The organism is Palleronia sediminis (genome assembly GCF_004358695.1).
Taxonomy (GTDB): Bacteria; Pseudomonadota; Alphaproteobacteria; order Rhodobacterales; family Rhodobacteraceae; genus Palleronia; species Palleronia sediminis.
This window is the reverse complement of sequence record NZ_SNAA01000025.1, coordinates 1-23,742: the sequence shown is the minus strand read 5'-3', so window position 1 is coordinate 23,742 and position 23,742 is coordinate 1. Positions and strand designations below refer to the sequence as shown.

At 61.6% G+C, this 23,742-nt stretch carries 26 protein-coding genes and 1 pseudogene; 22 read left to right on the top strand and 5 right to left on the bottom strand.

Annotated features, from left to right (window positions below):
* Positions 1–107: pseudogene (locus tag E2L08_RS15915) on the top strand (IS5/IS1182 family transposase); the annotation flags it as partial.
* 87 nt (positions 108–194) lie between these two features.
* Entirely contained in the window at positions 195–446 is a 252-nt protein-coding gene (locus E2L08_RS15910; protein WP_168771184.1) for a TrkA C-terminal domain-containing protein, read from the top strand.
* Positions 447–481: 35 nt separating this feature from the next.
* On the opposite strand, the gene E2L08_RS15905 is transcribed toward E2L08_RS15910, so the two are convergent.
* Positions 482–739 (bottom strand): helix-turn-helix domain-containing protein, encoded by a 258-nt coding sequence (locus E2L08_RS15905; RefSeq protein WP_133398084.1) that lies wholly within the window; start codon positions 737–739, stop codon positions 482–484.
* Between the two features lie 151 nt (positions 740–890).
* Here E2L08_RS15905 and E2L08_RS15900 point away from each other — a divergent pair, with 151 nt between their 5' ends.
* From E2L08_RS15900 to E2L08_RS15860, 10 genes are all read left to right on the top strand, one after another.
* On the top strand, positions 891–1,670 hold the full coding sequence (locus E2L08_RS15900) for a P-loop NTPase family protein (RefSeq protein WP_168771183.1): 780 nt from the start codon (positions 891–893) through the stop codon (positions 1,668–1,670).
* Positions 1,667–2,257, top strand: coding sequence for a hypothetical protein (locus E2L08_RS15895; protein ID WP_133398082.1), 591 nt, complete (start codon positions 1,667–1,669; stop codon positions 2,255–2,257). The genes E2L08_RS15900 and E2L08_RS15895 overlap by 4 nt, the downstream gene beginning before the upstream one ends.
* Positions 2,254–2,895: a type II toxin-antitoxin system HicB family antitoxin gene (locus E2L08_RS17140; RefSeq protein ID WP_206077030.1), complete on the top strand. Its 642-nt coding sequence runs from the start codon at positions 2,254–2,256 to the stop codon at positions 2,893–2,895. The genes E2L08_RS15895 and E2L08_RS17140 overlap by 4 nt, the downstream gene beginning before the upstream one ends.
* 290 nt (positions 2,896–3,185) lie before the next feature.
* Positions 3,186–4,880, top strand: a complete 1,695-nt coding sequence (locus tag E2L08_RS15885) for a plasmid recombination protein (protein WP_133398081.1) — start codon at positions 3,186–3,188, stop codon at positions 4,878–4,880.
* Positions 4,881–5,235: 355 nt separating this feature from the next.
* The gene (locus E2L08_RS15880; protein ID WP_133398080.1) at positions 5,236–6,270 is read left to right on the top strand and encodes a replication initiator protein A; all 1,035 of its coding nucleotides are present in this window, start codon (positions 5,236–5,238) and stop codon (positions 6,268–6,270) included.
* 182 nt (positions 6,271–6,452) lie between these two features.
* Entirely contained in the window at positions 6,453–7,106 is a 654-nt protein-coding gene (locus E2L08_RS15875) for a ParA family protein (RefSeq protein ID WP_133398079.1), read from the top strand.
* Positions 7,106–7,357, top strand: coding sequence for a hypothetical protein (locus E2L08_RS15870; RefSeq protein ID WP_133398078.1), 252 nt, complete (start codon positions 7,106–7,108; stop codon positions 7,355–7,357). Before E2L08_RS15875 ends, E2L08_RS15870 begins: the two co-directional genes overlap by 1 nt.
* 127 nt (positions 7,358–7,484) lie before the next feature.
* Positions 7,485–7,643, top strand: coding sequence for a hypothetical protein (locus E2L08_RS17080; protein ID WP_168771182.1), 159 nt, complete (start codon positions 7,485–7,487; stop codon positions 7,641–7,643).
* The gene (locus E2L08_RS15865; protein WP_133398077.1) at positions 7,643–8,605 is read left to right on the top strand and encodes a XamI family restriction endonuclease; all 963 of its coding nucleotides are present in this window, start codon (positions 7,643–7,645) and stop codon (positions 8,603–8,605) included. The genes E2L08_RS17080 and E2L08_RS15865 overlap by 1 nt, the downstream gene beginning before the upstream one ends.
* Positions 8,602–10,188 carry an Eco57I restriction-modification methylase domain-containing protein gene (locus E2L08_RS15860; protein ID WP_133398076.1) on the top strand — a complete coding sequence of 529 codons (1,587 nt, stop codon included), beginning with the start codon at positions 8,602–8,604 and terminating at the stop codon, positions 10,186–10,188. The genes E2L08_RS15865 and E2L08_RS15860 overlap by 4 nt, the downstream gene beginning before the upstream one ends.
* 9 nt (positions 10,189–10,197) lie before the next feature.
* Here the strand turns inward: E2L08_RS15860 and E2L08_RS15855 are convergent, their stop codons facing one another.
* The 3 genes from E2L08_RS15855 to E2L08_RS15845 form a co-directional block, all read right to left on the bottom strand.
* Complete coding sequence (locus tag E2L08_RS15855) at positions 10,198–10,737, bottom strand: recombinase family protein (RefSeq protein ID WP_133398075.1); 540 nt, start codon at positions 10,735–10,737, stop codon at positions 10,198–10,200.
* A gap of 114 nt (positions 10,738–10,851) precedes the next feature.
* On the bottom strand, positions 10,852–11,742 hold the full coding sequence (locus E2L08_RS15850; RefSeq protein ID WP_133398074.1) for a hypothetical protein: 891 nt from the start codon (positions 11,740–11,742) through the stop codon (positions 10,852–10,854).
* A 4-nt stretch (positions 11,743–11,746) separates the two neighbouring features.
* Positions 11,747–12,268: a DUF421 domain-containing protein gene (locus E2L08_RS15845; RefSeq protein WP_240758273.1), complete on the bottom strand. Its 522-nt coding sequence runs from the start codon at positions 12,266–12,268 to the stop codon at positions 11,747–11,749.
* Positions 12,269–12,433: 165 nt separating this feature from the next.
* Here E2L08_RS15845 and E2L08_RS15840 point away from each other — a divergent pair, with 165 nt between their 5' ends.
* Entirely contained in the window at positions 12,434–13,690 is a 1,257-nt protein-coding gene (locus E2L08_RS15840; protein WP_133398073.1) for an MFS transporter, read from the top strand.
* 7 nt (positions 13,691–13,697) lie between these two features.
* Here E2L08_RS15840 and ftsH read toward each other — a convergent pair whose 3' ends face one another.
* Positions 13,698–15,527 carry an ATP-dependent zinc metalloprotease FtsH gene (ftsH, locus tag E2L08_RS15835; RefSeq protein ID WP_133398072.1) on the bottom strand — a complete coding sequence of 610 codons (1,830 nt, stop codon included), beginning with the start codon at positions 15,525–15,527 and terminating at the stop codon, positions 13,698–13,700.
* A 327-nt stretch (positions 15,528–15,854) separates the two neighbouring features.
* On the opposite strand from ftsH, the gene E2L08_RS17075 reads away from it, so the two are divergent.
* The 9 genes from E2L08_RS17075 (at position 15,855) to E2L08_RS15790 (ending at position 23,662) form a co-directional block, all read left to right on the top strand.
* Positions 15,855–16,301 (top strand): Hsp20/alpha crystallin family protein, encoded by a 447-nt coding sequence (locus E2L08_RS17075; protein ID WP_168771181.1) that lies wholly within the window; start codon positions 15,855–15,857, stop codon positions 16,299–16,301.
* A gap of 38 nt (positions 16,302–16,339) precedes the next feature.
* Complete coding sequence (locus tag E2L08_RS15825) at positions 16,340–16,729, top strand: Hsp20/alpha crystallin family protein (protein ID WP_206077029.1); 390 nt, start codon at positions 16,340–16,342, stop codon at positions 16,727–16,729.
* A gap of 38 nt (positions 16,730–16,767) precedes the next feature.
* Positions 16,768–17,250: an Hsp20/alpha crystallin family protein gene (locus E2L08_RS15820; RefSeq protein ID WP_133398069.1), complete on the top strand. Its 483-nt coding sequence runs from the start codon at positions 16,768–16,770 to the stop codon at positions 17,248–17,250.
* A 112-nt stretch (positions 17,251–17,362) separates the two neighbouring features.
* Complete coding sequence (locus tag E2L08_RS15815; protein WP_133398068.1) at positions 17,363–20,200, top strand: ATP-dependent Clp protease ATP-binding subunit; 2,838 nt, start codon at positions 17,363–17,365, stop codon at positions 20,198–20,200.
* Between the two features lie 28 nt (positions 20,201–20,228).
* A complete protein-coding gene (locus E2L08_RS15810; protein WP_133398067.1) occupies positions 20,229–20,849 on the top strand; it encodes an HdeD family acid-resistance protein in 621 nt (206 codons plus the stop codon).
* A 15-nt stretch (positions 20,850–20,864) separates the two neighbouring features.
* Positions 20,865–21,353: an NADH dehydrogenase ubiquinone Fe-S protein 4 gene (locus tag E2L08_RS15805; RefSeq protein WP_133398066.1), complete on the top strand. Its 489-nt coding sequence runs from the start codon at positions 20,865–20,867 to the stop codon at positions 21,351–21,353.
* Between the two features lie 97 nt (positions 21,354–21,450).
* A complete protein-coding gene (locus E2L08_RS15800; RefSeq protein WP_133398065.1) occupies positions 21,451–22,392 on the top strand; it encodes a YfdX family protein in 942 nt (313 codons plus the stop codon).
* 23 nt (positions 22,393–22,415) lie between these two features.
* Positions 22,416–23,291: a protease HtpX gene (gene htpX / locus E2L08_RS15795; protein ID WP_133398064.1), complete on the top strand. Its 876-nt coding sequence runs from the start codon at positions 22,416–22,418 to the stop codon at positions 23,289–23,291.
* Entirely contained in the window at positions 23,288–23,662 is a 375-nt protein-coding gene (locus tag E2L08_RS15790; protein ID WP_133398063.1) for a hypothetical protein, read from the top strand. The genes htpX and E2L08_RS15790 overlap by 4 nt, the downstream gene beginning before the upstream one ends.
* The last annotated feature ends 80 nt before the right edge of the window (positions 23,663–23,742 follow it).

Below are 23,742 nucleotides of genomic sequence, written 5' to 3'. Positions count from 1 at the left end.
TCGGTAGGTTGAAAGACTGGCGTCGCATCGCCACCCGCTACGACAGATGCCCGAAGGTCTTCCTCTCCGCCATCGCCCTCGCCGCAACCGTCATATTCTGGTTATGAATCCTGACCCTAGCCCGGTCCAAACGGCTTGAACGATGGGCGACCCCGATCATCCGGCGAGCGCTCCAGAAGTCCACGGATTTCGATTTGCGGGATTATGCCCATGTTCTTCATCTGCGGGAAAATTACGGCGTCGGCCGTATCGAGTTTGAGGAAAACTCTTCCTGGGCGGGAAAGACGCTGGAAGAGCTGACCCTTCCATCCCGAAGTATGAACGTCCTGGGCGTCGAGCACAACGACGGAACCTACGAAGGCGTGCCCGACGGCGACACCGTCATCGAAGCGGGGGATCGCGTGGTTCTCTATGGGCAGCGAGATCAGCTGGATACGTTAAAATAATCGAGGTGGTTTAATCAAACTGGCAAAACGCCAATTCATATCCGATGATCGGCAGGGGTTGCCTCTTCCACCACCTTCAGGATTTCACTTGTCGTTACCTCGATTGCCCGCGTTATTGCAACTAATTCAATGACATCGACCCTGCGTTCACCGCTTTCGATCCGGGCCACGAACGACTGATGGCAACGTAAGCGCTGCGCCAGTTCCGCTTGGGTAAGACCGGCGGCCTTCCGGGCGTCGATGAGCGCTTGGCACAGCGCCTCATGGCCTTCGCTTCTTATCGTTTTCGTCAACCGTCGCGATCTCCCTCGCGACGGCGGTAATCTACTTGTCAGATAATCTAAAAAATGGATAATACAGCGATAAGGGATGTCTCATCCCGTATCGGGCCCGAGGACCAGTTGCCCCCTCGACTTCTCACACATTTCCCGGAGGCCCCAACCCATGCGGATCATCACCTTCTTCTCCCCGAAGAATGGGGCCGGTCGCACGACGACGCTTATGACACTGGCATCGGAAATCGTCTCCGCGAGCAAAGACCTGATGCTGCTCGACGTGCCACGACAGCCTTTTGCGGCCCCGGAGCCGTTTTACTCGCCTCTCAAGGCGTGGGGAAAACTGGTCGCCAACAGTTGGGTGGGCGAGGGCGTTGTTCAGACGAGGATCGTCGGCGATATGGACGGCCTGCTGGAAGCGACGAACCACGCTGCGGACAAAGGCTTCGAGTATATCCTGGTCGATACGCCCGCCCAGACCTACGACTTCATAGGCAACGTGCTGGCGCTGAGCGATCTCATCGTCGTGCCCGCGACCGGCACACTGGAAGCAGCCTTGGCGTCCGACTGGTTCCGGCAGCACCCAGACCTGGCGGAAAACGCTTTCGGTTTGGTCACGGGCATCCTGGATACGACCGAGGAGAAGCTGACTCCGGCTGCATTCCACAGCATTCCGATACTGCAAACAAGGCTGCCACGGTGCGAGGCCTACCGTCGCCAGCAGAAGGAAGGGCACCTTTACGAGCTTGCCGTTGAGAGACGTCGCTTCGGCATGACCGAAGACGAGCGCGCCATCGCTGGGGCGCTCGAACTATACATGGAGATAGAGGCACTGCTTACAGGCAATCGGCCCGAAACTGACTATCTCAGTGCCCGGCCGCTCGCCGCGGATTCTCCGATGGCCCATCTGCGCGTTCTGTTGGAGCAAAACTCGGCTTTCTCGAAATGAGGAAAACCGCTGCCGATCTCGACATCGAGATCGTCCACGGCAAGGTGACGGGCACGGGCAGTCATGCCGAAGACACCACAGTCTACCGCGGCCAGCAGAGCGCAACGGTTTACCGGACGCCCGAAATCTGGCTCCGCGACGAAAGAACGGGTCGCGAAGAGCACATCCGCGATCATGCCGTTGATGGAACCCGCAAAGGCCACGAGCTGGTCATCGTGCGCTCCGCCGGGAACGGCGCGCTTCTCAGGGTAGCGAACCTCCACACCGGAAAGATGTTCGACTACGGCGATCTCGCGCCGGATCGCGGAGCCTGGACCGTGATCCGGGCAGACTTCTGGAAGCTCTTTACGATTTACCTGCCAGCCGTCCTGGTCGCGAAGGCCCTCGGCTCCGCGACAGGTATCGAGGGCGGTCCCGTCGGTTGGCTGGTCGGCCTGATGCTGAATATCCTGTTCTTCGCGTGCTTCTACCTCGGCTGGCGCGCGGCCGAGGACCGGGCCGCGAAAGCCGAAGAGCGCCAAGCCGCCGTCGATGATATCTTTCGACGTGAAGGATGGATCGTTGACGATGTAGAGCGAGACGTATGACCCAAGAACACCTGCCCCACTTCGAGGTCCGTCCGCTTTCCGCCGAAGACGGCGGAGGATACCTGATCCGGTTCCCCGACTATCCTGGGTGTATTGCCGATGGGGAAACCCCGGAAGAAGCGATCCGCGCGGGTGCGGATGCACTCCGGTCCTACAGGACTACCTTAAAGGAACTCGACCGAGCTGTTCCTGTTGCAGAAGTAGGTCGCAGAAAAGCGCGAAAGATGACGCGGCTGGAAGCCTACGCGCAGCGCGGTTCGATCAGCTACGGCGAACTCGCCCCGGATCGCCTGCGGAACATCCTGCTCGGCGATGCCCCGAGCGAAGGCGAGTACTCCAGCGTCGAACAGGCTTTGTTGGAGACGCCCGCATCCGGTCCTCATGGCAACCCGGCGGCAGAACTGGCCAAGGAGTTGGGTAAGACGTTGGCCCAACTCGAAGCTCGCTGCGTCGAGCTGACCGGCGAGAAACTGGGCTCGTCGGTTCCCAGCGTCATCTCGCAGCTCATCGAGGCCGGACTGGCGGCGCGCTACCGAAACGACCTGGTCGGCCTCAACCGGGTGCGGCAAGTGGTGCGCGAGGAACTGCTGGCGAAAGATTGGGAATTGCCGCCCTTCAGCGACGATACCGACACCTGAAGAGCCTGGCCGGACCTCCGATATTGGAGGTCTCCGGTCCGGCTAGGCTCCCGCGAAACCCGCTTCTCCGCATCTCCCGGTAGGCGCAGGAGGAAGGGTTTCGCAGCCGCCGTAGGCGGCTTGGCAAGGCGCGGCCCGAAGGGTTGCAAGCCGCGCAGATCGCCAGATCGGAGAAGCCCCCGGCAGGGCTCATCAGGAGATTTTGGGGTGGCGCGCAGCGCCGGGGCCCTAAAGTCTCCTTTTGAGCAAAGAGACTTTGCAGTCATCTCGACCTTCGCTACTGTTAGCACATGGCCTCCAAGCTCGTCTACAACATCGAACCAGCCTCGCCGACGATGATCTCCTCGCTCGACAGGCATTGCCTCCACCGGGTGCCGGACGGAAGCAGCAACATTGTCGTGACGCGGACGCCGCTCAACAAGGTGCTCGTCGGCGACGAGCGCGGGCTCATGGCTTCCTTGCGCGAGTTCTACGCGAAGGGCGTGAAGCGGCCAGCGAAGCAATCGGAACGCCCCTACCTGCGGATCGTGGCCAGCGCATCCCCCGCATACTTTCGGCCAAACGATCCAGCTGATGTCGGCACCTGGGACGTGGATCGGCTGGCCGCGTGGATCGACGCCACGATGAACCAGATGAAGGCCGAGCACGGTGACGATCTCGTTTTTGCACACCTGCACTTGGACGAGGACACGCCGCATATCCATGCTGTGGTTGCGCCGACCTACACGAAGAAGGCCCGCAAGCCCGGCCGGAAGAAGCGTGGCGAGACCAACGCGGAGTTCGAGGCGCGCAAGAAAGCGGCCCAAGAGCTGGACGGCGTTCGCGCGGTCGGCCGGGCCAGCCACCCTACACTGTCGAAGAAAGGCAGCTTCCAGCGCCTGCGCGAACGCATGGCCGTCGCCGTGGACCACCTTGGGATCGAGTACGGCGAGGATCGCGAGATCACCGCTGGCCCTGGTCTTTCCACGCGGCAATGGGTCATTCAGCACGCCGCCGAGATCCGCGCACGGGAGGCAAGGGTCGAACAGAGAGAGAAAGAGCTGGAAGAGCAAGAACGTGCACACGCCACCAAGGTGAAGCAGGACAGCAAGAAGCTTCTCCAAGAGCGGATCGCGCTAGAGGCCGAACAACTTGCCTTCGATGCAGAGAGGCAGGGCTACCTTGAAACGGAGAAAGAGAACCTTGCCATCGAAAAGGCTCAACACGCGGCCGAGGTCGAGGGGGAGAACGAGCAAATCGCCTACGAGTGGAGCCTGCTTGAAAACGAGCGGTCCCTCCACGAGGCAGAACGGGCTGACCTGGAACGGCAGAAGCAATCCTTCGAGATCGAGAAACAGGCCGAGGCCGCATCGCAGGCTAAGACGGCCGAGTGGATCGAGCGCGGGGTCCAGAACCTTCAAGTCGCCATCGACCGGGCACAGGCCGGGACACACGACACGGAGATTTCGGCGACCGATATGTCCGATCAGCCTCTAAAGTACGAGGTGCTCAAGAACGCTGCGCCGGACAATCGCCCTACCCTCGGTTTCCGGGCCAGATTCTGGGCGCTGAACTTTTCCGATGGCTCTGGCCCCGCTCCGCTTCCAAGCAAGGTACGAACCAGCCTTACCAAGGCTTTCGACAGGGTGGCGGCATGGGCAGTAGAGCTGCGCAGGAGCAAGCTGGAAACGCAACAAGCTGTCTCGGCAGCACAGACACGCGCTGGTGCCATCCTGGCCAAGGCAGAGGCCAGTGCTGCCGAGATCATGCAGGAGGCGCGCGCCAGGGGCAATGAACGCGCCTCCGTGGATGCAGGTATCAGGGGTTACTCATCGTTCGTTGAATTGATGAAAACCAAGATCAGGCAGGTTTTCGGGGACGAGGGGTACGACCGGGTAGCCAAGGAGGTGAACGAGGAATGGGTGAGCCATCCCGATAACCTTGATCGTCCGCTGACACATACGCCGCGGGTAAGGTCGGGTCCTTCCGGGCCACCTAGCCCCTGACTTTTCTAAGCATGAGGACGTTGGAACAAGCGCTTCAGTCGTGACCTGAACGTCGTGTAGCGAAGCTGTTGGTGTTAAATATGTGTTAGAATCTGTGTTACGCACGGCTCAAAGGCAGATTTTTGGTTTTTTAGCAGTAGTTTACGGAACTGCGGTGCAGGTAAAATCCCGATGGAATGCAGCTATTCTCCGAAATAGTGCAGCTAATGTCCCGATAGGGCTTGAGGTGCAGGTAAAGTCCCGATACTAGATGTTACTGCAGCTAATCTCCCGATAGCGGCAAGTGCAGGTAAAATCCCGATGCTAGATGTTACCGCAGTTGATGTCCCGATAGCTTCCAGATTCTGGTGTGGCCATGTCTGACCGTTCGAAAGCCCCCCTTCTTCCCGACCGGCATCCCCAGGCGAACCTGTTCGTCTGTGACGTGGCTGATGCTGTTATCAAGAGTGACATGGCGTCGATGGAGCACCCGATCTTCACCTTGTCGAAAAAGCCGATCCACGAGGTAAAGACCTACGAACACGGCGACATCCTCTTGGAAGTTACGCCCAGCTCCAAGGGCATCGCTAACATCTACGACAAGGACATACTGATCTTCGCCATCAGCCAGATCATGGCAGCAAGAAACGAGGGCCGTCCCTACTCCCGGGAAATCGCTTTTCAAGCACGGGACTTCCTAGAGTTCAGTAACCGGCACATTGGGGGTCATGACTACGACCTCCTGAAGGACTCGCTCGACCGGCTGGACGGAACGCGGCTGCGAACCACGATCAAGACCGGCGGTGAAGAGACCTGGGAGGCGTTCGGACTCATCGAGGGCGCAAAGATCAAGCGGAAGCGCCATGACGGCCGTGTAACTGAGTGGGGCCTGAAACTATCAGAGTGGCTGTTCAAGGCCATCGAAGCCAACGAAGTTCTTACCTTGCACCCCGACTATTTTCGGCTTCGCAAGCCGACTGAACGGCGCATTTATGAGATCGCTCGCAAGCACTGCGGGCAGAAGGAAACGTGGCAGATCGGGCTCAGGAAGCTCAAGAAGAAGTGCGGTTCGAGTGATGCTCTTCGGAACTTCAGACTCGCCGTTCGAGAACTCTGCGAATACGACCACCTCCCGGACTACTCGGTGAGCATGAAGGACGACATGGTGTGTTTTCGAAACCGGAACTTCACCCCTGCCCTTCCCGGTCGAGGCTACACGGTACGCCTAGAACTTGACACGTTCGATGCAGCCAGGGAGGCCGCGCCCGGCTGGGATGTTTACGTCATCGAGCAGGAGTGGCGCGAGTGGGTGGTTAGCTTGCTGGAGCAAGGCATGGAAGCTCCACGCCACCCGGACGGTGCATTCATAGGTTTCTGTCGAAAGTGGGCCGAGCGAAACGGTCGGCCATAGCGTTTAGCCTTTCTTGAACTTGAAATGAGTCTCGCAGAATTGCGGCCGCCAAGGTCTGGCCCAGTCGAAGAATGCTTGGCGCCTTGCATGCAACGCGCTAACGCAGCATTGATGCTTGGTGTACTGCATGTTCCCATGCTAGCATGGCGAAAAACAAGACAGGAAAACGAGGAGCAGTATCAATGACATTTATCGTGGGAATGGTCTCCCAAAAGGGAGGCGTCGGAAAGTCTACGCTTGCGCGCATGATGGCGCGGGAGTTCGTCGCAGGCGGTCTCGCAACGAAGATCGCCGATCTCGACACGCAACAGCAAACTTGCACCAATTGGGCAGGACGACGAGCCGAGAACGATATCGAGCCCGAGATACAGGTGCAGAGCTTCGCGAGCGTAAAAAGCGCGCTCGAAGAAGCCGGCCGGTTCGACGCCCTGCTCCTCGACGGCAAGCCAAACGCCTCCGACCAGACGGTGGAAATCGCCAAGGCATCCGATCTCGTCGTGATCCCGACTGGGCAGACAGTCGATGACCTTCACCCCGGTGTCGTCCTTGCGCACAGCCTTCGCAAGAAAGGCATCTCCCCGGAGACAATCGCGTTCGCGATGTTCAAGATCACTGGAAGCGAGCGAGAGAACGCGGCGGCGCGGGAGTATATCGCGCAAGCGGGGTACATGGTCTTGGATGGTGAGATTAGCGTCTCCACGGCCTACGGATCAGCCTCGGATCAAGGCAAGGCGATCACGGAGACATCCTTTCGCACGTTGAACGAACGAGCTTCGAAGCTGGCGCAGAGCGTGATCGACCGTATCGCGGAGCTGCAAGAAAGGAAGGTAGCGTGATGGCAACGAACCTTTCGAAGCTTAAGAGCGGGAAGGGGGCTCCGCCTCCTGTTGAAGCAGCCGAGGACGTGATCGAGTCTAACCCCCGTTCGGATGAGAAAACGCCCCAGCGACCTCTTCAGGTGCGTGTGCCCGAAAGTGTCTTCGCAGAGTTTAGCGAACAGGCTGGGCGCGAGTTTGGCTTCACGCACGGCGCGAAGAAGCAGCTTTTTCTGAAAATGTGGAAAGCATATAAAGCGCAAAACATGTAAGCATGTTTGCATGCAAGGCGCGCTTACTGCTGCCGCCCGTAGCTATCCCCAACTTTCTCGACGCTATATGGTATCTCGTTGACGTTTGCCGTCGACATGTCGACACTCTACACAGGAGGTGCCCAACATGGCTGACACTCATCAAACACCGCGCAAAATACTCGGCATTTCCATGTCACCCAGTATGGCCGTGGAAGTGAAGGAAGAAGCGGCAAAGCGGGAAATGTCTTTGCGTAAGCTCTTCGAAGAGATGTGGGCGCTCTACAAGGAGAACAAGAAGTCGTAATGCCCGTAAATCTCGACAAACCACAAAACTGGAAGGCCGACATCGCGCAGTCGGTCGATATGTACAATCAATGGTTCATGGATTTCGCCCCGAAAGCATTCCGGGACACGCGCATTGAGGCAACAAAGAACGTCGAGGAGGCGCTTGCTAATACGGCGAACCTGACAGATGTCACGCCTGACATTCTGCGGCAATGGCCGGGCGTTCTCCCGACCTTGCGCATGTCGACCTGCCCGCCACTTGCGGTCGACCGACTCATTGGTCTGGCAGGTGTCTCATCTTCGCTTGTGAAAGCTATGGAACAGCACCAGCGGTTGCCGCCACGGATGAAAGCCGCCTTGCTTGCAGAAGACCTTGAGAAGATCGGAACAATCATCGAGAAGATGGCCGATCCCGACATCTTCGTCTGGATCGGACGGACGGAAGCCGCAACGGAGACAGAGATTCATCGTGCTGCGACGATTGTCGCAGACAGACTGTGTGGTAGCGTTGCCAACCCAATTATCCGAAATGCGCAGGAGCGACGCCAGCTCGCTTATGTGGCCGACTGGTTAGAAGCGCGAGGCTATACCAAGCTGCCTGACGGCTATAATGGCACGTTCCGCGAAATCCCGCCTGGAACGTATTCGTTTCGTATGAACGTCCCCGTTGGAGGGGAGAACGGCGGCAAGACGATCAACATTCCCGTCGATGCCGTGATAATGCGTCGTGAGGCGCAAGAAGGGGAGTTTCCGCTCTTGGTCGAAGCCAAATCTGCGGGGGACTTCACCAACACGAACAAGCGCCGCAAGGAAGAGGCGCAGAAGATCAACCAGCTTCGGAACACCTACGGTCCGGACGTCGAATTTATTCTGTTCCTCTGCGGCTACTTCGACAGCGGTTATCTCGGCTATGAAGCCGCTGAGGGCATTGATTGGGTGTGGGAACACCGCATCGACGATCTTGAGAGATTTGCGCTATGACTGGCAGCCCGGACATCGACCTTCTGGAAGCACAGCGTCTCGATCTGCAAGCACAGCTCGATGGGGACAAGACCTCGGAAGACCGCAACCGAATGGGTCAGTTTGCAACACCGACTGCGCTCGCGCGCGAAATCCTCTCTCATGGCCTCCGCCTGCTGCCAGAGGGGCAGAAGATCAGGTTCCTCGATCCGGGCATTGGTACGGGCTCGTTCTACTCCGCCCTGCGGGCTATCGCGCCCGAAGAGCGCATCGAAACCGCCGAAGGGTTCGAGATCGACGCCCACTACGGCGAGCCTGCCCGTGCGCTCTGGCAGGAGACGCCGCTCGATATCCGTCTGGAAGACTTCACTAGGGCGAAGGCGGCGGGGCAGGGGGCTAATCTTCTGATCTGCAACCCGCCCTATGTTCGGCATCATCACCTGGACGGCCCCGAGAAGGCAGAGCTGCAACACCGCACCGAAGACGCCTGCGGCGTGAAGATCAACGGGCTGTCGGGGCTATACTGCTACTTCATGGGGCTCTCGCACCCCTTCATGGCCGAAGATGGCATCGCCGCCTGGCTGATCCCGAGCGAGTTCATGGGCGTCAACTATGGCCGGATGCTCAAGCGTTACCTGCTCGAAAAGGTCACGCTCCTGCAAATCCATCGCTACGATCCGGCGGACGTGCAGTTCGATGATGCGCTCGTGTCGTCTGCTGTGGTGTGGATCAAGAACACGCCGCCGCCGCATGAGCACAGCGTGACATTCTCCTATGGCGGCACCCTGGCGAAGCCCGCAATCTCACGTGAGGTTCCTGCGGCAGAGCTCGCCAATGAATCTAAGTGGACCCGCTATCCGCAAGCGGAGAAGGCCGCTCAGAAGGCCGACATCACGCTCGGCGACCTCCTCGACATCAAACGCGGCCTCGCCACAGGCGATAACAGCTTCTTCATCATGGATCGTGACCAGATTGAAGAACGTGGCTTGCCGATGGAGTGTTTTCGACCTGTTCTGCCTGGCTCGCGCTACCTGCCCGAAGATGAAATCAGGTCCGACGCGAACGGCTGGCCGCTGATCGACAAGCAGCTCTTCTTACTGGATACTCGCCTCCCCGAAGACGAGATCGCGCGAATATACCCTGCACTCGCTGCTTATCTTGCCACTGGAACCAAGGGCGAGAAAGCAGTGTCCGGGCGGTATTTGTGCCGCACGCGCAAGCCTTGGTACGCGCAAGAGAACCGTCCTGCTGCACCGATAATCTGCACTTACATGGGCCGAAGCAGGGCAGGGGGGAAGCCGTTCCGCTTCATGCTGAACCACTCTCAGGCGACCGCCTGCAACACCTACCTCTTGCTATACCCCAAGCCACTACTGGCGCAGGCAGCGAAGAAAAACCCTGAGATCATGCGAACAGTTTGGGAGTTCCTGAACGAGATCGACTCGGATGAGCTCTTGGGGCATGGCCGCGTCTATGGTGGGGGCCTGCACAAGCTCGAACCGAAGGAGTTACGCGGCTTTCCGGCAGATGGCCTGATCGCCCGCCTGCCCGAGATCAAACCGCTAAACCAGCAACTCGGACTGTTCGAGAAGGCCGTCGCTTAGCTACCCCCATCACGCTCTCCGAACGGTCTTCACGCTCACACGGAAGAGCTGCGCGATCTCGGTCAGCCGACGGCCTTCCTCGTCTCTCATGCGGCGCACCTCGTCGCGCTGAGCGGCTGAGAGGGCAGGGGGGCGGCCTCCGACCCTGCCGCGCTTCTTAGCGGCCTCCAGCCCCTCCCTTGTGCGCTCTGAGATGCGCTCACGCTCGAACTGAGCGATAGAGGCGAAGACGTGGAAGATCAGACGGCCTGCGGGCGTGCTCGTGTCGATATCCTCAGCCAGCGACCGAAACCCGCCGTCGCGCTCCTTGATGACCTCCACAATGTCGAGAAGATCACGCAGCGACCGCGCCAGGCGGTCGTACTTGGTGACGACGATTACATCCCCTGGGCGGAACTGATCGAGGAGCTGGTCGAGCTGGGGGCGCTTCCTGGTCGAACCGTTGATCTTGTCCGCGAAGATGCGCTCCGCGCCTGCGGTTGTCAGGGCGTCGGTTTGTGCGTCGAGGAGCTGGTCGTCTGTGGAGACGCGGGCATATCCGAAGATCATGCTTTTATGGTGCCATAAACGTCCCAAAAGTCCAAAGGTTTTGGGCGTAGGGTTTTGTCCCGCTCAAGTCTTTGGTTTCGTGTGGGGTAGGGGATAGGGACAAAAACGACCGTTTTAGGCGCCTACTGTCTCGTCTGACCGCTGATCGTCGAGGATATGATAATCGGCCCATGCCATGGCGGCCTGGAAATCGTTTCCCGCCTCGCCTGAATACTGGCTGCGACCAAGCAGCCCCAGGCCCCATCGCAACTGGGACACGTCTACCGACGAGAGGGTGTCATCGCGGGCGGTCAAGCCTTCCGCGTCCAGCATCTTTCCCAGTTCCTTCAGGGCAACCGGGAAATCCATCGACCGGTCATGGGGCGAGAAGAAGGCGGGCAGGGGCGACGCCGCCAGATTGACGGCGATTTCGCAAAGATCGTCTCCGAGACTTGCCGTACGCTCGAGCGTCTTCGGTTTGTCGCGGTTCTCTGCGCGGGACATGAGCGCATTGTACCGGGTCGCAAAGACCCTCGCGGTGACGGTGGTTTGCAGAACGCTGAGAATGAAGCTCACCGACAGGGTCAGGACGATCATGCCGTTGACGGCGGCGATCATCGAAAGGTTGTCCCACCAGCCGTTCGTCACGGCGACCGTCGAGGCGCCGAGGGTGGAGATCGCCGAACCGGCATAGGCAACGGTCTGGATCAACGTCGCGGGTTCATCGGTCTCGCTGTCCACCAGCGAAGGCCCGGCGCTGAACATCAGCGTGTACCCGATCAGATGGAACACTATCCAGAAAAACGCGATGACAACCAGGATAGAGGGACCGACGGCGCCGCGAAGCCCCATCCCGAACCGGCGCTCGACGAACGGCACGACCCGCTTCGCCAGTGCCCAGAACGTTTTCGTCAAGATGTAGCTGAAAGGCCCGAGGCCGTTGAGCGCGATCGTCGTGCGCAGAAAATCGTAGAACACCGCCGCAACGACACCTGCGCCGAGAATGAACAGGATCGGTTCGGTCATGATCTCAATCCTCGCTGCTTGCCGGCATATCGACGCCGCGTGGGTTACGGACGAAGCTGAAGCTGCCGTTGCGCTCCACGCGGGCTTGACGAACCCCGCCGATATCCTCGATCCCGTTGAGCCGCAGATGCTCGGCCACATCGTTCGGACCCAGCTGCGCCCTTCTCAGGGCGGGCTCGATGATACGGCCGTCCTCGATGACGAGAATGGCGCGCCCCTTGATAAGGGCCGTGAAGGTTTCGCGGCGGCGCGCAAGGGCCGTCAGGGCGATATAGAGGGCGCAGATGAAGCCAATCCCCCAAAGGGTCATGAACAACGGGGCGTTGCCGGTCAGGGCACGGCTCAGGCTCGACCCCACGATGATCATCAACGCGATGTCGATCGCCGCACTGCCCGCGAAGGCTCTCCGCGGCATCAACCTGCAGAGGATCAGGGCGTAGAGCAGGATAACCGAGGCCCTGACACACATCTGCCACCATTCGATTGTCGGGGCGTCCCGCCCAACGACCACCTCGATGAATTCCACTATGTCTCGCCTCCCTGTCGCTCCGTACTCACGGGATTGGTTTTAGCGTGTTCTGCCTCTTCTCCGAGGGAAGGTGGAGCGCGGTCCGAAACAGACCGATTCTGGCCACACTTGAGCCCACTCGGCTCTTCGCTGATTGCCATCTCTATGGCATAGAACCCTGAAATGCCTAGTATTCCCTTTCGATATCTTTCTCTCCTCGTAAGCGTCGCGTTTCTAGTGATCGGCAACGGGCTCCAGCAGACGCTGATCGGCTTGCGGGCGGGGGTCGAGGGTTATTCCGACGAGATCATCGGCGTAATGATGTCCGCCTATTTTGTGGGTTTCGTCCTGGCGTCGATCCATGCGCCGCGGGTGATCCAGGCTGTCGGGCATATCCGCGCCTTCGCGGCCTTCGCCTCGGCGACCTCCGCTTTCGCTTTGTGTTTCGCGATCTTCGTCTCGCCGCCGGTTTGGATCGTGTTGCGGGTTCTCCAGGGCGCGTGCTGGGCCGGACTCATAATCGTTGTCGAAAGCTGGCTCAACGCCTCGGCCGAGCGCGGGTGGCGCGGACGTGTGCTCGCGATCTATTCGATCGTGATGTATGCGGCTTGGGCAGTCAGCCAGCCGATGGTGGCGCTCGCCCCGGTGTCGGGCTTCGTGCTGTTCGCGCTCGTTTCGATCTGCCTGTCGCTAGCCCTGGTGCCGATCACGCTCAGCCGGGCGGGCGATCCGGGCGTGGTCCTGGCCACGCGCGTTGGGCTGGCGCGGCTCTTTGCGATCTCGCCCACCGCGCTCGCCGGGGCATTCATCCTGGGGGCAGCGGTGGCGGCTTTCTTCGGAATGGCACCGGTGGTGAGCCAGCAAGTCGGATTCACCGATGCCCAAACCGGCGTGATCGTCTCGGCGGCCCTGTTCGGGGCATTGGTGTTGCAATGGCCGCTCGGTTGGCTGTCGGACAAGGTGGACCGGCGAATGGTCCTCTTGGCGAGCAGTGTGGCCGGTGTCGTCGCGGCGCTTCTTTTTGCGGCGGCCCTCGCGCAGAGTAATCATCTACCGGTCGTCGCGGTCGCGTTTCTGCTGGGCGGGGCCCTGCTGCCGCTCTATTCGGTTTGTCTGGCGGAGGTGAACGACCGGATCGGCGAGGAGGAACTGATCGCCGCTGCCAGCGGCTTCGTGCTGGTCTATGGCGTGGGGTCGGCCACTGGTCCGTTTGTAGCGGGCCTCGTTATGGGCTGGGCGGGGCCATCCGGCCTGTCCTGGTTCATCGCAGCGATCCTGGGCCTTTTTGCCGCTTACGGATCGCTCCGCATCCGGCGTCGGGCGAAGACCATTGCGGCTGAAAAGCAGAGCTATGTCGCCACACCGAGCACCAGCCACGCTGCCCTGCCGCTGCATCGACACGGTCCCGACCGGGCCACGGGCGAGGCTGCCCCGCGCTGATGGAGTATCAAGCGGCCTCGGCCGGACGTTGCACCTCTGAGGCAATGCGCTTAAGGTCGGCGTCTTCCAGGGTCTCGCGCTCCAGCAAATCGGTAGAAGACTTTTTCAGCAACTCGCGGTTCTCTGTGAGCAGCGTAACGGTGCGCTCAAAGATGCGGTCGATTACTTCTTTCACCGCCTGATCCATCCGCTCTGCCGTGGCGTCGCTGTAGCGCCGGTTAAGCCATGAGCCTTGCTCTGATTGTCCGAGAAAATTCGGACGCTCGTTGTCATAGCTCACGTGACCCAGTTCCTCGTCCATCCCGTAACGTGCGACCATCGACCGGGCGATGTCGGTCGCTCGTGCCAGATCGTCAGAGGCCCCGGTCGAGAGGTGCCCGTAGATGATCTTCTCCGCCGCGCGCCCGCCCAGCAGCACGGCGATCTTGTTCTCCAGCTCTTCGCGGGTCATCAGGTAGCGGTCCTCGGTCGGGCGCTGGATGGTATAGCCGAGCGCGCCGATGCCGCGCGGGATGATCGACACCTTGTGCACCTCGTCCACACCGGGCAGCGCCATGCCGACGATGGCATGACCCATTTCGTGGTGCGCGACGATCTCGCGTTCTTTCTGGTTCAGGCGGCGGTTCTTCTTCTCCAGCCCGGCGACGATGCGTTCCACCGCCTGCGTGAAGTCCTGCATCTCGACACGGTCCGCCTTGCGCCGGGTCGCCATCAGCGCGGCTTCGTTGACCAGGTTTGCGAGGTCGGCACCGGAAAACCCGGTGGTCAGCGCCGCGATCTGGTCGGGATCGACGCTGTCGGCCGCCTTGATCTTCTTCATATGCACCTTGAGGATCTGCACCCGCCCGGCGCGGTCGGGGCGATCCACCAGTACCTGCCGATCGAAGCGACCCGCGCGCAGAAGTGCGGGGTCGAGGATTTCGGGCCGGTTGGTCGCGGCCAGCAGCACCACGCCCTCGGTCGGGTCAAACCCGTCCAGTTCGGTCAGCAACTGGTTGAGCGTCTGTTCGCGCTCGTCATGGCCGCCCGGTTGCTGGCCCGCGCTGCGCGACCGGCCAAGCGCGTCCAGTTCGTCCACGAAGATGATCGCCGGGGCGGCCTTGCGGGCCTGCTCGAACAGGTCGCGCACGCGAGCCGCGCCTACGCCGACGAACATCTCCACGAATTCCGAGCCGGAGATTGAATAGAACGGCACGCCTGCCTCGCCCGCGACGGCCTTGGCCAGCAACGTCTTGCCGGTGCCGGGCGGGCCGACCAGCAGCACGCCCTTGGGCATCCGCGCGCCAAGGCCTCCATAATGTTCCGGGTCTTTCAGGAACTCGACGATCTCTTCCAGCTCCTGCTTGGCCTCCTCCACCCCGGCGACATCCTCGAACGAGGTCTTCGTATTGCTCTCGACATAGATTTTCGCCTTGCTCTTGCCGATCGACATGAACCCGCCCATGCCCTGTTTCTCGGCGAAGCGGCGGATGAAGAAAATCCAGATACCGACGAAGACCAGTGCGGGCAGCACCCAAGACAAAAGGGTGGTGAACCAGGTATTCTCCACCGCGCCGGTATAGGTGATGTCGGCCGCTTCCAGCCGTTCAATCATGTCGGCCGGCACGGTCGTGGTGACGAAGCCCGTCTTGCCGTCCTGCGCCACGCTGAAGGTGCCGCGGATGGTGTCGCTGCCGATCACCACCTCTTCGATCACATCCTGATCGAGATATTCCTCGAACTGGCTGTAGGGGATCGCGGCGATGGTCTGACCCTGAACCCAGAGATCGCGCAGCAGGACCACGCCGAAAATGGCCAGAAGAATATACCAGAAATTAATCTGCGTTTTCTTGTCCATTGCAGGTCGGAATCTTGCTGGTTTCTTTAATATTATGGTCCGCTTGCCCCTCTTGACAAGATTGTGAAGCATTCCCAGATCATTGGCGCGGGATGCCGCTTCAGGGTCCCGAAGATGGTGGCAAAGCGCCATGCATGTGCGAGATGCAGTGCATCGGCCCCGTCATCGGCTGCAAGGTGCATGAACTGGCCTTGTTCAGCGACGAACGTGGGCGCCACACGTCTTCGTACCGGATCGACAGCGATCCATCCTCCCTCTGCGACACTCCCGCATCCCCCGCGCATTTCGCGCGGGCGGTTCATGCCGAATTTGCGAGAGGAGGAAACGATGCTGAACTATGGACTGTCCGGGGCTCATTGGGATCCCTTTGCCGAACTGCGGCAGCTGCAATCCCAGATGAACCGCCTGTTCGAAGGCGGCACGCGCAGCCAGCGCCAGAATGACAGCGCCTGGCCCCCCGTCAACATGTGGATGGGCGATGACAGCGTGGTCGTAACGGCCGAAATGCCTGGCGTCGCACAGGACGACATTGACCTGACGGTGCGCGAGAACACCCTGATCATCGCAGGCAAACGGAACCCCGCAACAGAAGAGGAGGATGCCTCATGGCATCGCCGGGAACGCCCCTCGGGCGAATTCTCGCGCTCTATCCGTCTGCCGCTGCGGGTCGATCCCGACAAGGTGGAGGCGCGCGTGAACAACGGTGTGCTGGAGATCGAGATGGGCCGTCCCGATGCGGAACGCCCGCGCAAGATCGAAGTCAAAGCGAGCTGACATCCGAGCGAGAGGAGGAAAAGGCAATGGCAAACGAAGTGAAGAAAACCGGCGGTGACTTGGCCCGGACCGAGACGGGGGAGACCCGTGACATGGGCCCGACCTTTCGTCCCGCCACGGACATCTTCGAGAAGGACGATGTGGTGACGCTGGCCATCGACATGCCGGGCGTGGCGCCCGAAAGCGTAGATGTCTCGGTCGAAAACCGGTCGCTGACCGTGCGCGGACGCATCGAAGCGCCCGCCCCCGAGGGCTACCGGCGCATCTACGCCGAATACGCCGCCGGCACGTTCGAACGGGCCTTCAGCCTGCCCGAGACGATCGACGCGGGCGGCATCGAGGCCAGCCACAAGCACGGCGTGCTGACGCTGACCCTGAAGAAGAGCGAAGCCGCCAAACCGAAACAGATCAAGGTCAAGGCCGCGTGAGGCGGTCCTGACCGGACGAACGAAAGGAGGAAATCACGATGGCATTCAGCGATCTCATTCCCTGGGGCCGGGACCGCGACCGAACGCCGGATCGGCGCCGTGACGACGACAATCCGATGATGTCGCTCCAGCGCGACCTCAACCGCGTGTTCGAGGACTTCTGGGGCCGCTTCGACAGCCCTTTCGGCAACGGCATGTCCGCCGGGCCGCGCACCGACATTTCGGAAACCGACGAGGCGATGCTGGTCTCGGTCGATCTGCCGGGCCTCGACGACAAGGACATCGAGGTGAACGTCACCGATGACATGCTCACGATCCGCGGCGAACGCGAGGAGAAGTCCGAAAAGGACGGATTCAGTTCGCAATCGCGGCGCAGCTTCCACCGCATGATTCCGGTGCCGCCGGGGGTCGATGCGGACAAGGCAGAGGCCGAGTTCAAGCGCGGCGTTCTGACCGTGACACTGCCCAAAACCGAAGAGGCCAAGGCCCGCGTCAAGCGCATCGACGTCAAATCGAGCTGAGTGTGATCGGGGCATTCTGCCCCGATCCGATCCCCGAGGGCGGGAACCGACGCCCTCATTCGTTAGTCAATTCGGAAAGATCGGAAGAAATTAGGCACAGAGGAAAAACACCATGGCAAACGGTATCTGCGACATCTGCAAACGCCGCCCGGCGTCGTTCCGGGCACAGGTTTCTGTCAATGGCGAACGCCAAATGATGGAACTTTGCGACGAGGACTATCGCAAGTTGGCACGCCAGCAGCGGCGCTCCAGCTCTCCGCTGGAATCGCTCTTCGGCGGCGGGTCGCTTTTCGATGAGTTTTTTGGCGACAGCCCCCTAAGCGGCATGGCTCGACGGTTGGGCGACGAGGGCGAGGCGACCCGCATCCCCGTCACCAGCGGCAGTCGCCGCGGCCGGGGCGGGGCCAGCATCGCCGACCGGCTGAGCGAACAGGGCAACAAGCTGTTGCAGGAAGCCGCGCAGAAAGCGGGCGAGCTGGGCCGGTCCGAGGTGGATACCGAACATCTGCTGTTCGCGCTGTGTCACAGCGATGTGGTCAAGACCCTGCTCGAACAGGTCAAGATCGACGTGGACGACCTGCGCCGCCAGATCGACAGGGAGGCCCCCAAGGGGGAAGCCGCCGGGGATGGCGAGATCGGGGTCAGCCCGCGCCTCAAGGACGCGCTCAACCGGGCATTTGTCGCCTCCAACGAGCTGGGGCATTCCTACGTCGGGCCGGAACACCTGCTGATCGGTCTCGCCGAAGAGGGCGAAGGTCTGGCCGCCGACATCCTGCGCAAGCTTGGCCTGACGCCGCAGGCGCTGCGCCAGCAAGTCACGCGCGTGGTGGGCCACGGGGCCGAGGAAGGGCGCGTCGATACCCCATCGAACACCCCCGATCTGGACGAATTTTCCCGCGATCTGACCAAGCTCGCCCGCGAGGGCAAGCTTGATCCGGTGATCGGTCGCGCCCGCGAGATCGAGACCACCATCGAGGTTCTGGCGCGGCGCAAGAAGAACAACCCGGTGCTGATCGGCGAGCCGGGCGTCGGCAAGACCGCGATCATCGAGGGGCTGGCACAGCGGATCGTCGCGGGCGAGGTGCCCGAGGCGCTGCGCGACAAGCGGCTGGTGGAGCTCAACATCAACTCGATGGTCGCAGGCTCCAAGTATCGCGGTGAGTTCGAGGAACGCATCCAGAAGGTGCTGAAGGAGATCGAGGCCAACAAGGACGACCTGGTTCTCTTTATCGACGAATTGCACACGATCATGGGCGCGGGCCAGGGCGGCGGCGAAGGCGGGCTGGACGTGGCCAACACCTTCAAACCGGCTCTGGCGCGCGGCGAGTTGAACCTGATCGGCGCGACGACGCTCAACGAATACCAGAAGCATATCGAAAAGGACGCCGCGCTCGAACGGCGCTTCCAGCCGGTCTATGTCGAGGAACCCACCGTGGCGCAGACCATCATGATCCTGCGCGGCCTGCGCGACACGCTGGAAAGCCACCACAAGGTGACGATCACCGACGAGGCCGTCGTGGCGGCGGCCGAACTCTCCGACCGTTATGTCACCGGCCGCTTCATGCCCGACAAGGCCATCGACCTGATCGACCAGGCCGCCGCGCGGGTGAAGATTTCCGCCACCGCGCGGCCCGTCGATGTGCAGGAGCTTGAGGCGGAAGTGAAGCAGATCCAGCGCGAACAGGATTACGCCGCCGCGCGCAAGCAGTTCGACCGTGCGGGCGAGCTGAAGCAGGAACTGGAAGAGAAACAGACCGAACTCGACGCGCTGCTGGAAACGTGGAAGCGCGACCGCGCCTCGGCCAGCGCCGAGGTGCGCACCGATCACATCGCGCAGATCGTCTCGAAGCTGACAGGCATTCCCGTCACCGATCTGACCACCGAGGAACGCGAGAAGCTGCTGAAGCTGGAGGACCAGTTGCACGAACGCGTCATCGGTCAGGATCAGGCGATCAGCGCCGTGGCCGACGCGGTGCGGCTGGCCCGCGCGGGCCTGCGCGAAGGCTCGGCGCCCACCGCCACCTTCCTGTTCCTCGGCCCCACCGGCGTCGGCAAGACCGAACTGGCCAAGGCGCTGGCCGAAACCGTCTATGGCGACGAGGACGCGATGATCCGCATCGACATGTCGGAATACGGCGAACGCCATGCCGTCGCGCGTCTGGTGGGCGCCCCGCCGGGCTATGTCGGCTATGACGAGGGCGGGCAATTGACCGAGCGCGTCCGCCGCCGCCCCTATTCGGTGGTGCTGCTGGACGAGATCGAGAAGGCCCACGCGGATGTCTACAACATCCTGCTCCAGGTCTTCGACGACGGGCGGCTGACCGACGGCAAGGGTCGGGTGGTGGATTTCACCAACACGATCATCATCGCCACCTCGAACCTCGGTTCCGACATCATCCAGCGCAATCTCAAGAAGCGCGAGACCAAGGAGTTCGACGAGGCCAAGCAGCGCGGCGAACTGATGGAGGTGCTGCGGCAGCACTTCCGCCCGGAATTCATCAACCGGATCGACGAGATCATCGTGTTCCATTCGCTGAACCGGTCGGAAATCCGAAAGATCGTGGGCCTGCAACTCGACCGCGTGGCGCGCACCGCGCTGACCCAGGGGGTGGAACTGGAGTACGACGACAGCGTCACCGATCACTTCGCCGCCGTGGGCTTCCAGCCGGAATTCGGTGCGCGGGAACTGCGCCGCCTGATCCGGTCGGAACTGGAAACCGAGTTGGCCCGCGCCATGCTGGGCGGTTCGGTCGAGGATGGCGACCGGGTGCGTGTCAGATGGTCCGCCGACGATCAGAAGATCACCTTCGAGAAACTGGAGACGGAGGAACCGGAAAAGGGCGATACGCCTGAAGAGAAGGCGAAGCCGGACGACAAATCTTCCGAAGGCGCCGAGGAGGAAGACGCGAATTCAGAAACCGACGATCCAGCTACGGCACCTGCAAAGTAAGGAGAGCTACCGGAGAGGAGATTGAGACATGAGTGAGACGATGACCAAAGCAGCGGGCCTATGCTCGCTTTCGAAGAACTGGTGGGCCTTCGTCCTGCGCGGCGTGCTGGCGCTCGTCATCGCCGGGCTGGCCTGGTTCATGCCAGCCGAATCCGTGCTCGCGCTGACGCTTGTCTTCGGCGCCTTCGCCTTTGCCGACGGCGTGTTCGGCCTGATCGCGGCGGTTCGGCAGATGCGCGAGGGCGAACGCTGGGGTTGGCTGGCCTTCAGCGGCGTGCTGGGCATTCTGACGGGGATCGTGGTCGTGGTCTCGCCCTTCGTGGCAACCTTCGTGCTCTCCGTCTTCCTCTGGGCCAGCATCGCGATCTGGTCGGTGTTTTCGGGCGCGTTCGAGATCGCGACGGCGATCAGGCTGCGTAAGGAAATCGAGGGCGAAATCTGGCTGGGGCTGAGCGGCCTCGTGTCGATCATTCTCGGGGCGCTGGTCATCTGGTTTCTGATGACGATGCCCGCAGGCAGCCTGCTGGCCCTCGGTTGGCTGCTGGCGATCTACGCCGCGATCTTCGGTGTAACGATGATCCTGCTCGGGCTGAAGCTCCGGCGCGAAGACGGCCGGGATTCGACCGGGGCGCAGGCAGAAGCAAGCTGACGAAAGGAGGTCAACATGTTCGACAGACGTGGACATAACCGGCCGCCGTTCCGGCCGCGAATTCCCGGCACCGATCTGCACTCGCCCGATGTGCCGACCGCGATCATTTACCGTCCGGCCCAGAACCCCATGCAGTCCGGCTCGCGTCCGCGACACTGGATTTTGGAATTCGAACCGGCGGCATCGGCGGAGATCGAGTCGCTGATGGGCTGGACGACGATGCGCGACCCCTATCAGCCGATCCGGCTGAGCTTTCCCGATGTCGAAAGCGCCATCGAATATGCGGAGCGGAACGACTGGGACTACATCGTCCGCGGCGATGAGGGGAGCTCAGCACGGAAGCGAGCGGTACCGTTATTCCGCCGGAATACGCGCCTCGATGATCCGGCAAAGACCGATCATGCGGGGCCGGAAGAGGCCGATCCGGTGATATTGGCATCCATCGAATCCTTCCCGGCTTCCGATCCCCCCGCTTGGACAGGAACCGCCCTCGCGGGCCGGTAGCTTTTCGAAGCGTGGCAACCGGCCCGGTCACGTCCATCCCGAAACCAAGGGCCACTTTGAGACGGACACCGACAGAAAAGGAGAAAGGAGACGACCCATGTTCGACCGCAAGACACCCGCAACCCTGGTCAGCAGCCTCGCGCTTGCCGCGGTGCTGGCTGTGACCCCCGCATTCGCTCAGGACACGACGCAACCTCCAACGTCCGAGACGAACTCCGCTGTCAGCGAGTCGGTTCAGGACGAGGCAACAACGCAGGTCGATGAACGCCGGGCCGCGCTGCTGAACGACGCCACGCGCGCCTTGGAGGAAACGGAAAACGCGCTGAACGCGCTGGACGACGGCGATACCGAGGCCGCGGTCGATGCCCTGGCCATCGCCACGGGCCGGTTGCAAAGCGTCGTCGCCCGCGACCCCGGCTTGGCGCTGGCCCCCGTCGATGTCCAGCTCCTTCGCCGCGATCTGGTCAGCGACGTGGAAACGATCGAAGCGGCCCGCGAGGTCATCGAGGACCTGGTCAGCGACGGCAGACTTCAGGAGGCCCGTCCCTTGATGCGGGACTTCGCCAGCGAAATCGTCATCGAGACCAGCAACCTGCCGTTGGCGACCTATCCCGACGCGATCCTGCGCGCGACCGCCCAGATCGACGCCGGGGAGATCGACGCCGCCAGGCAGACGCTCTCCACGGCGCTCAGCACCGTGGTAATCACCGAAGAGGTCATCGCGCTGCCGGTCCTGCGTGCGCAATTGCTGATCGACGCTGCGGAGGAAGCGCTGGAAGGCGACGCGGGCGCAGCTGAAACGGATGCGACCGAAACGGCCGAGACGGAACCGCTGGAACCGAGCGAGTATGTCGAGGCGGCCCGCGTCCAGCTTCAGATGGCCGAGGCACTAGGTTATGGCGAGGAGGGCGATTTCGACGAACTCTACGACAATCTCGATGAACTCGACGAGAAAATCGACCTTGCCGATGACACCGGTGGCATCTTCGACCGGATCGGCGACAGCTTCATCCGGCTGAAACAGCGGCTATTCGACTAAGAAAGGCGGGGGAGAAATCGAAGATGCTTCGGCTCGGTCTCTATCTCGCGGCCAACTTCGCCATCCTGGCGGTGCTCTCGGTCGCCTTCCGCCTGTTCGGCATCGACAGCCTGTTGGCGTCGAACGGCGTCGATCTGAACCTGACGGCGCTTTTGATCTTCGCCGCCGTGCTGGGCTTCGCCGGGTCGCTGATTTCGCTCTTCATGTCCAAGACAATGGCCAAGGCCGCCATGGGCGTCCATGTCATCGCCACGCCGCGCGACGCGACGGAGCGTTGGCTGGTGCAGACTGTGCACGCCCAGGCGGACCGGGCCGGGATCGGACGGCCCGAGGTGGGTATTTTCGACCATCCCTCACCCAATGCCTTCGCCACCGGCTGGAACAGTGACGACGCGCTGATCGCCGTCAGCACTGGGCTCCTGCGGCACATGAACCGCGGCGAGGTCGAGGCCGTGCTGGCCCATGAGGTGAGCCACGCGGCGAACGGGGACATGGTCACGCTGGCGCTGATCCAGGGGGTGGTGAACACCTTCGTCATCTTCCTGTCGCGGATCGCCGGGCTGCTGTTCGACCGCCTTGTCTTGCGGATCGAGCGCGGCTACGGCCCCGGTTTCTGGATTGTATCGCTGATCATGGAAATGGTGCTGGGCGTGCTGGCCATGGCCATCGTGATGTGGTTCTCGCGCTGGCGGGAATACCGCGCCGATGCGGGCGGTGCCGCCCTGGCCGGACGGCACAACATGATCGCGGCGCTGGAGCGTCTGAAAGCGGCGCAAAACGCGCCGCCCTTGCCGGAGGAGATGCGCGCCTTCGCGATCAGCGCGGGCCGCGTACAAGCCCTTTTCGCCAGCCACCCGCCGCTAGAGAAACGGATCGCCGCGCTGCGAACGTCGGCATGATCGCAATCTTTTCGCTCCTGCTCGTCATCGTTCTCTCGCTTCTGATCGTGCGTATCGGAACGATTGCCCTGACCATGACAGGCCTGACCGAGGAGGTCGCGCGGTTTCAGGCACTTTCGGCTTTTTCCGGGGCAGGGTTCACCACCGACGAGGCCGAACAGGTCGTGGCCGGTCCGGCCCGTCGCCGCATTATCGGGATGCTGATCCGGGCCGGGTCCGTGGGCATCGTTACCGCGATCTCCACACTCATGCTGTCGATGATTGGGGCCGAACGGGGCGCGACGATGGATCGTCTGGGCGTTCTCCTGCTCGGTGTGATCGTGATATTCGCCCTAGGGTCAGGATGCATTGATTGTTGCTGTTCGGCGTGATTCACGGCCCGAAAAACGGAGCGGTGACATGGACGACCTCTACTGGCTGAGCGACGAGCAGATGGCCAAGCTTTCCCCTT

Excerpts from the sequence above, each read along its gene's own strand:
- E2L08_RS15900 (WP_168771183.1), top strand. The coding sequence starts at position 891 with ATGCGGATCATCACCTTCTTCTCCCCGAAGAATGGGGCCGGTCGCACG.
- E2L08_RS15895 (WP_133398082.1), top strand. The coding sequence starts at position 1,667 with ATGAGGAAAACCGCTGCCGATCTCGACATCGAGATCGTCCACGGCAAG.
- E2L08_RS17140 (WP_206077030.1), top strand. The coding sequence starts at position 2,254 with ATGACCCAAGAACACCTGCCCCACTTCGAGGTCCGTCCGCTTTCCGCC.
- E2L08_RS15885 (WP_133398081.1), top strand. The coding sequence starts at position 3,186 with ATGGCCTCCAAGCTCGTCTACAACATCGAACCAGCCTCGCCGACGATG.
- E2L08_RS15880 (WP_133398080.1), top strand. The coding sequence starts at position 5,236 with ATGTCTGACCGTTCGAAAGCCCCCCTTCTTCCCGACCGGCATCCCCAG.
- E2L08_RS15875 (WP_133398079.1), top strand. The coding sequence starts at position 6,453 with ATGACATTTATCGTGGGAATGGTCTCCCAAAAGGGAGGCGTCGGAAAG.
- E2L08_RS15870 (WP_133398078.1), top strand. The coding sequence starts at position 7,106 with ATGGCAACGAACCTTTCGAAGCTTAAGAGCGGGAAGGGGGCTCCGCCT.
- E2L08_RS17080 (WP_168771182.1), top strand. The coding sequence starts at position 7,485 with ATGGCTGACACTCATCAAACACCGCGCAAAATACTCGGCATTTCCATG.
- E2L08_RS15865 (WP_133398077.1), top strand. The coding sequence starts at position 7,643 with ATGCCCGTAAATCTCGACAAACCACAAAACTGGAAGGCCGACATCGCG.
- E2L08_RS15860 (WP_133398076.1), top strand. The coding sequence starts at position 8,602 with ATGACTGGCAGCCCGGACATCGACCTTCTGGAAGCACAGCGTCTCGAT.
- E2L08_RS15855 (WP_133398075.1), bottom strand. The coding sequence starts at position 10,737 with ATGATCTTCGGATATGCCCGCGTCTCCACAGACGACCAGCTCCTCGAC.
- E2L08_RS15850 (WP_133398074.1), bottom strand. The coding sequence starts at position 11,742 with ATGACCGAACCGATCCTGTTCATTCTCGGCGCAGGTGTCGTTGCGGCG.
- E2L08_RS15840 (WP_133398073.1), top strand. The coding sequence starts at position 12,434 with ATGCCTAGTATTCCCTTTCGATATCTTTCTCTCCTCGTAAGCGTCGCG.
- ftsH (WP_133398072.1), bottom strand. The coding sequence starts at position 15,527 with ATGGACAAGAAAACGCAGATTAATTTCTGGTATATTCTTCTGGCCATT.
- E2L08_RS17075 (WP_168771181.1), top strand. The coding sequence starts at position 15,855 with ATGCTGAACTATGGACTGTCCGGGGCTCATTGGGATCCCTTTGCCGAA.
- E2L08_RS15820 (WP_133398069.1), top strand. The coding sequence starts at position 16,768 with ATGGCATTCAGCGATCTCATTCCCTGGGGCCGGGACCGCGACCGAACG.
- E2L08_RS15815 (WP_133398068.1), top strand. The coding sequence starts at position 17,363 with ATGGCAAACGGTATCTGCGACATCTGCAAACGCCGCCCGGCGTCGTTC.
- E2L08_RS15810 (WP_133398067.1), top strand. The coding sequence starts at position 20,229 with ATGAGTGAGACGATGACCAAAGCAGCGGGCCTATGCTCGCTTTCGAAG.
- E2L08_RS15805 (WP_133398066.1), top strand. The coding sequence starts at position 20,865 with ATGTTCGACAGACGTGGACATAACCGGCCGCCGTTCCGGCCGCGAATT.
- E2L08_RS15800 (WP_133398065.1), top strand. The coding sequence starts at position 21,451 with ATGTTCGACCGCAAGACACCCGCAACCCTGGTCAGCAGCCTCGCGCTT.
- htpX (WP_133398064.1), top strand. The coding sequence starts at position 22,416 with ATGCTTCGGCTCGGTCTCTATCTCGCGGCCAACTTCGCCATCCTGGCG.
- E2L08_RS15790 (WP_133398063.1), top strand. The coding sequence starts at position 23,288 with ATGATCGCAATCTTTTCGCTCCTGCTCGTCATCGTTCTCTCGCTTCTG.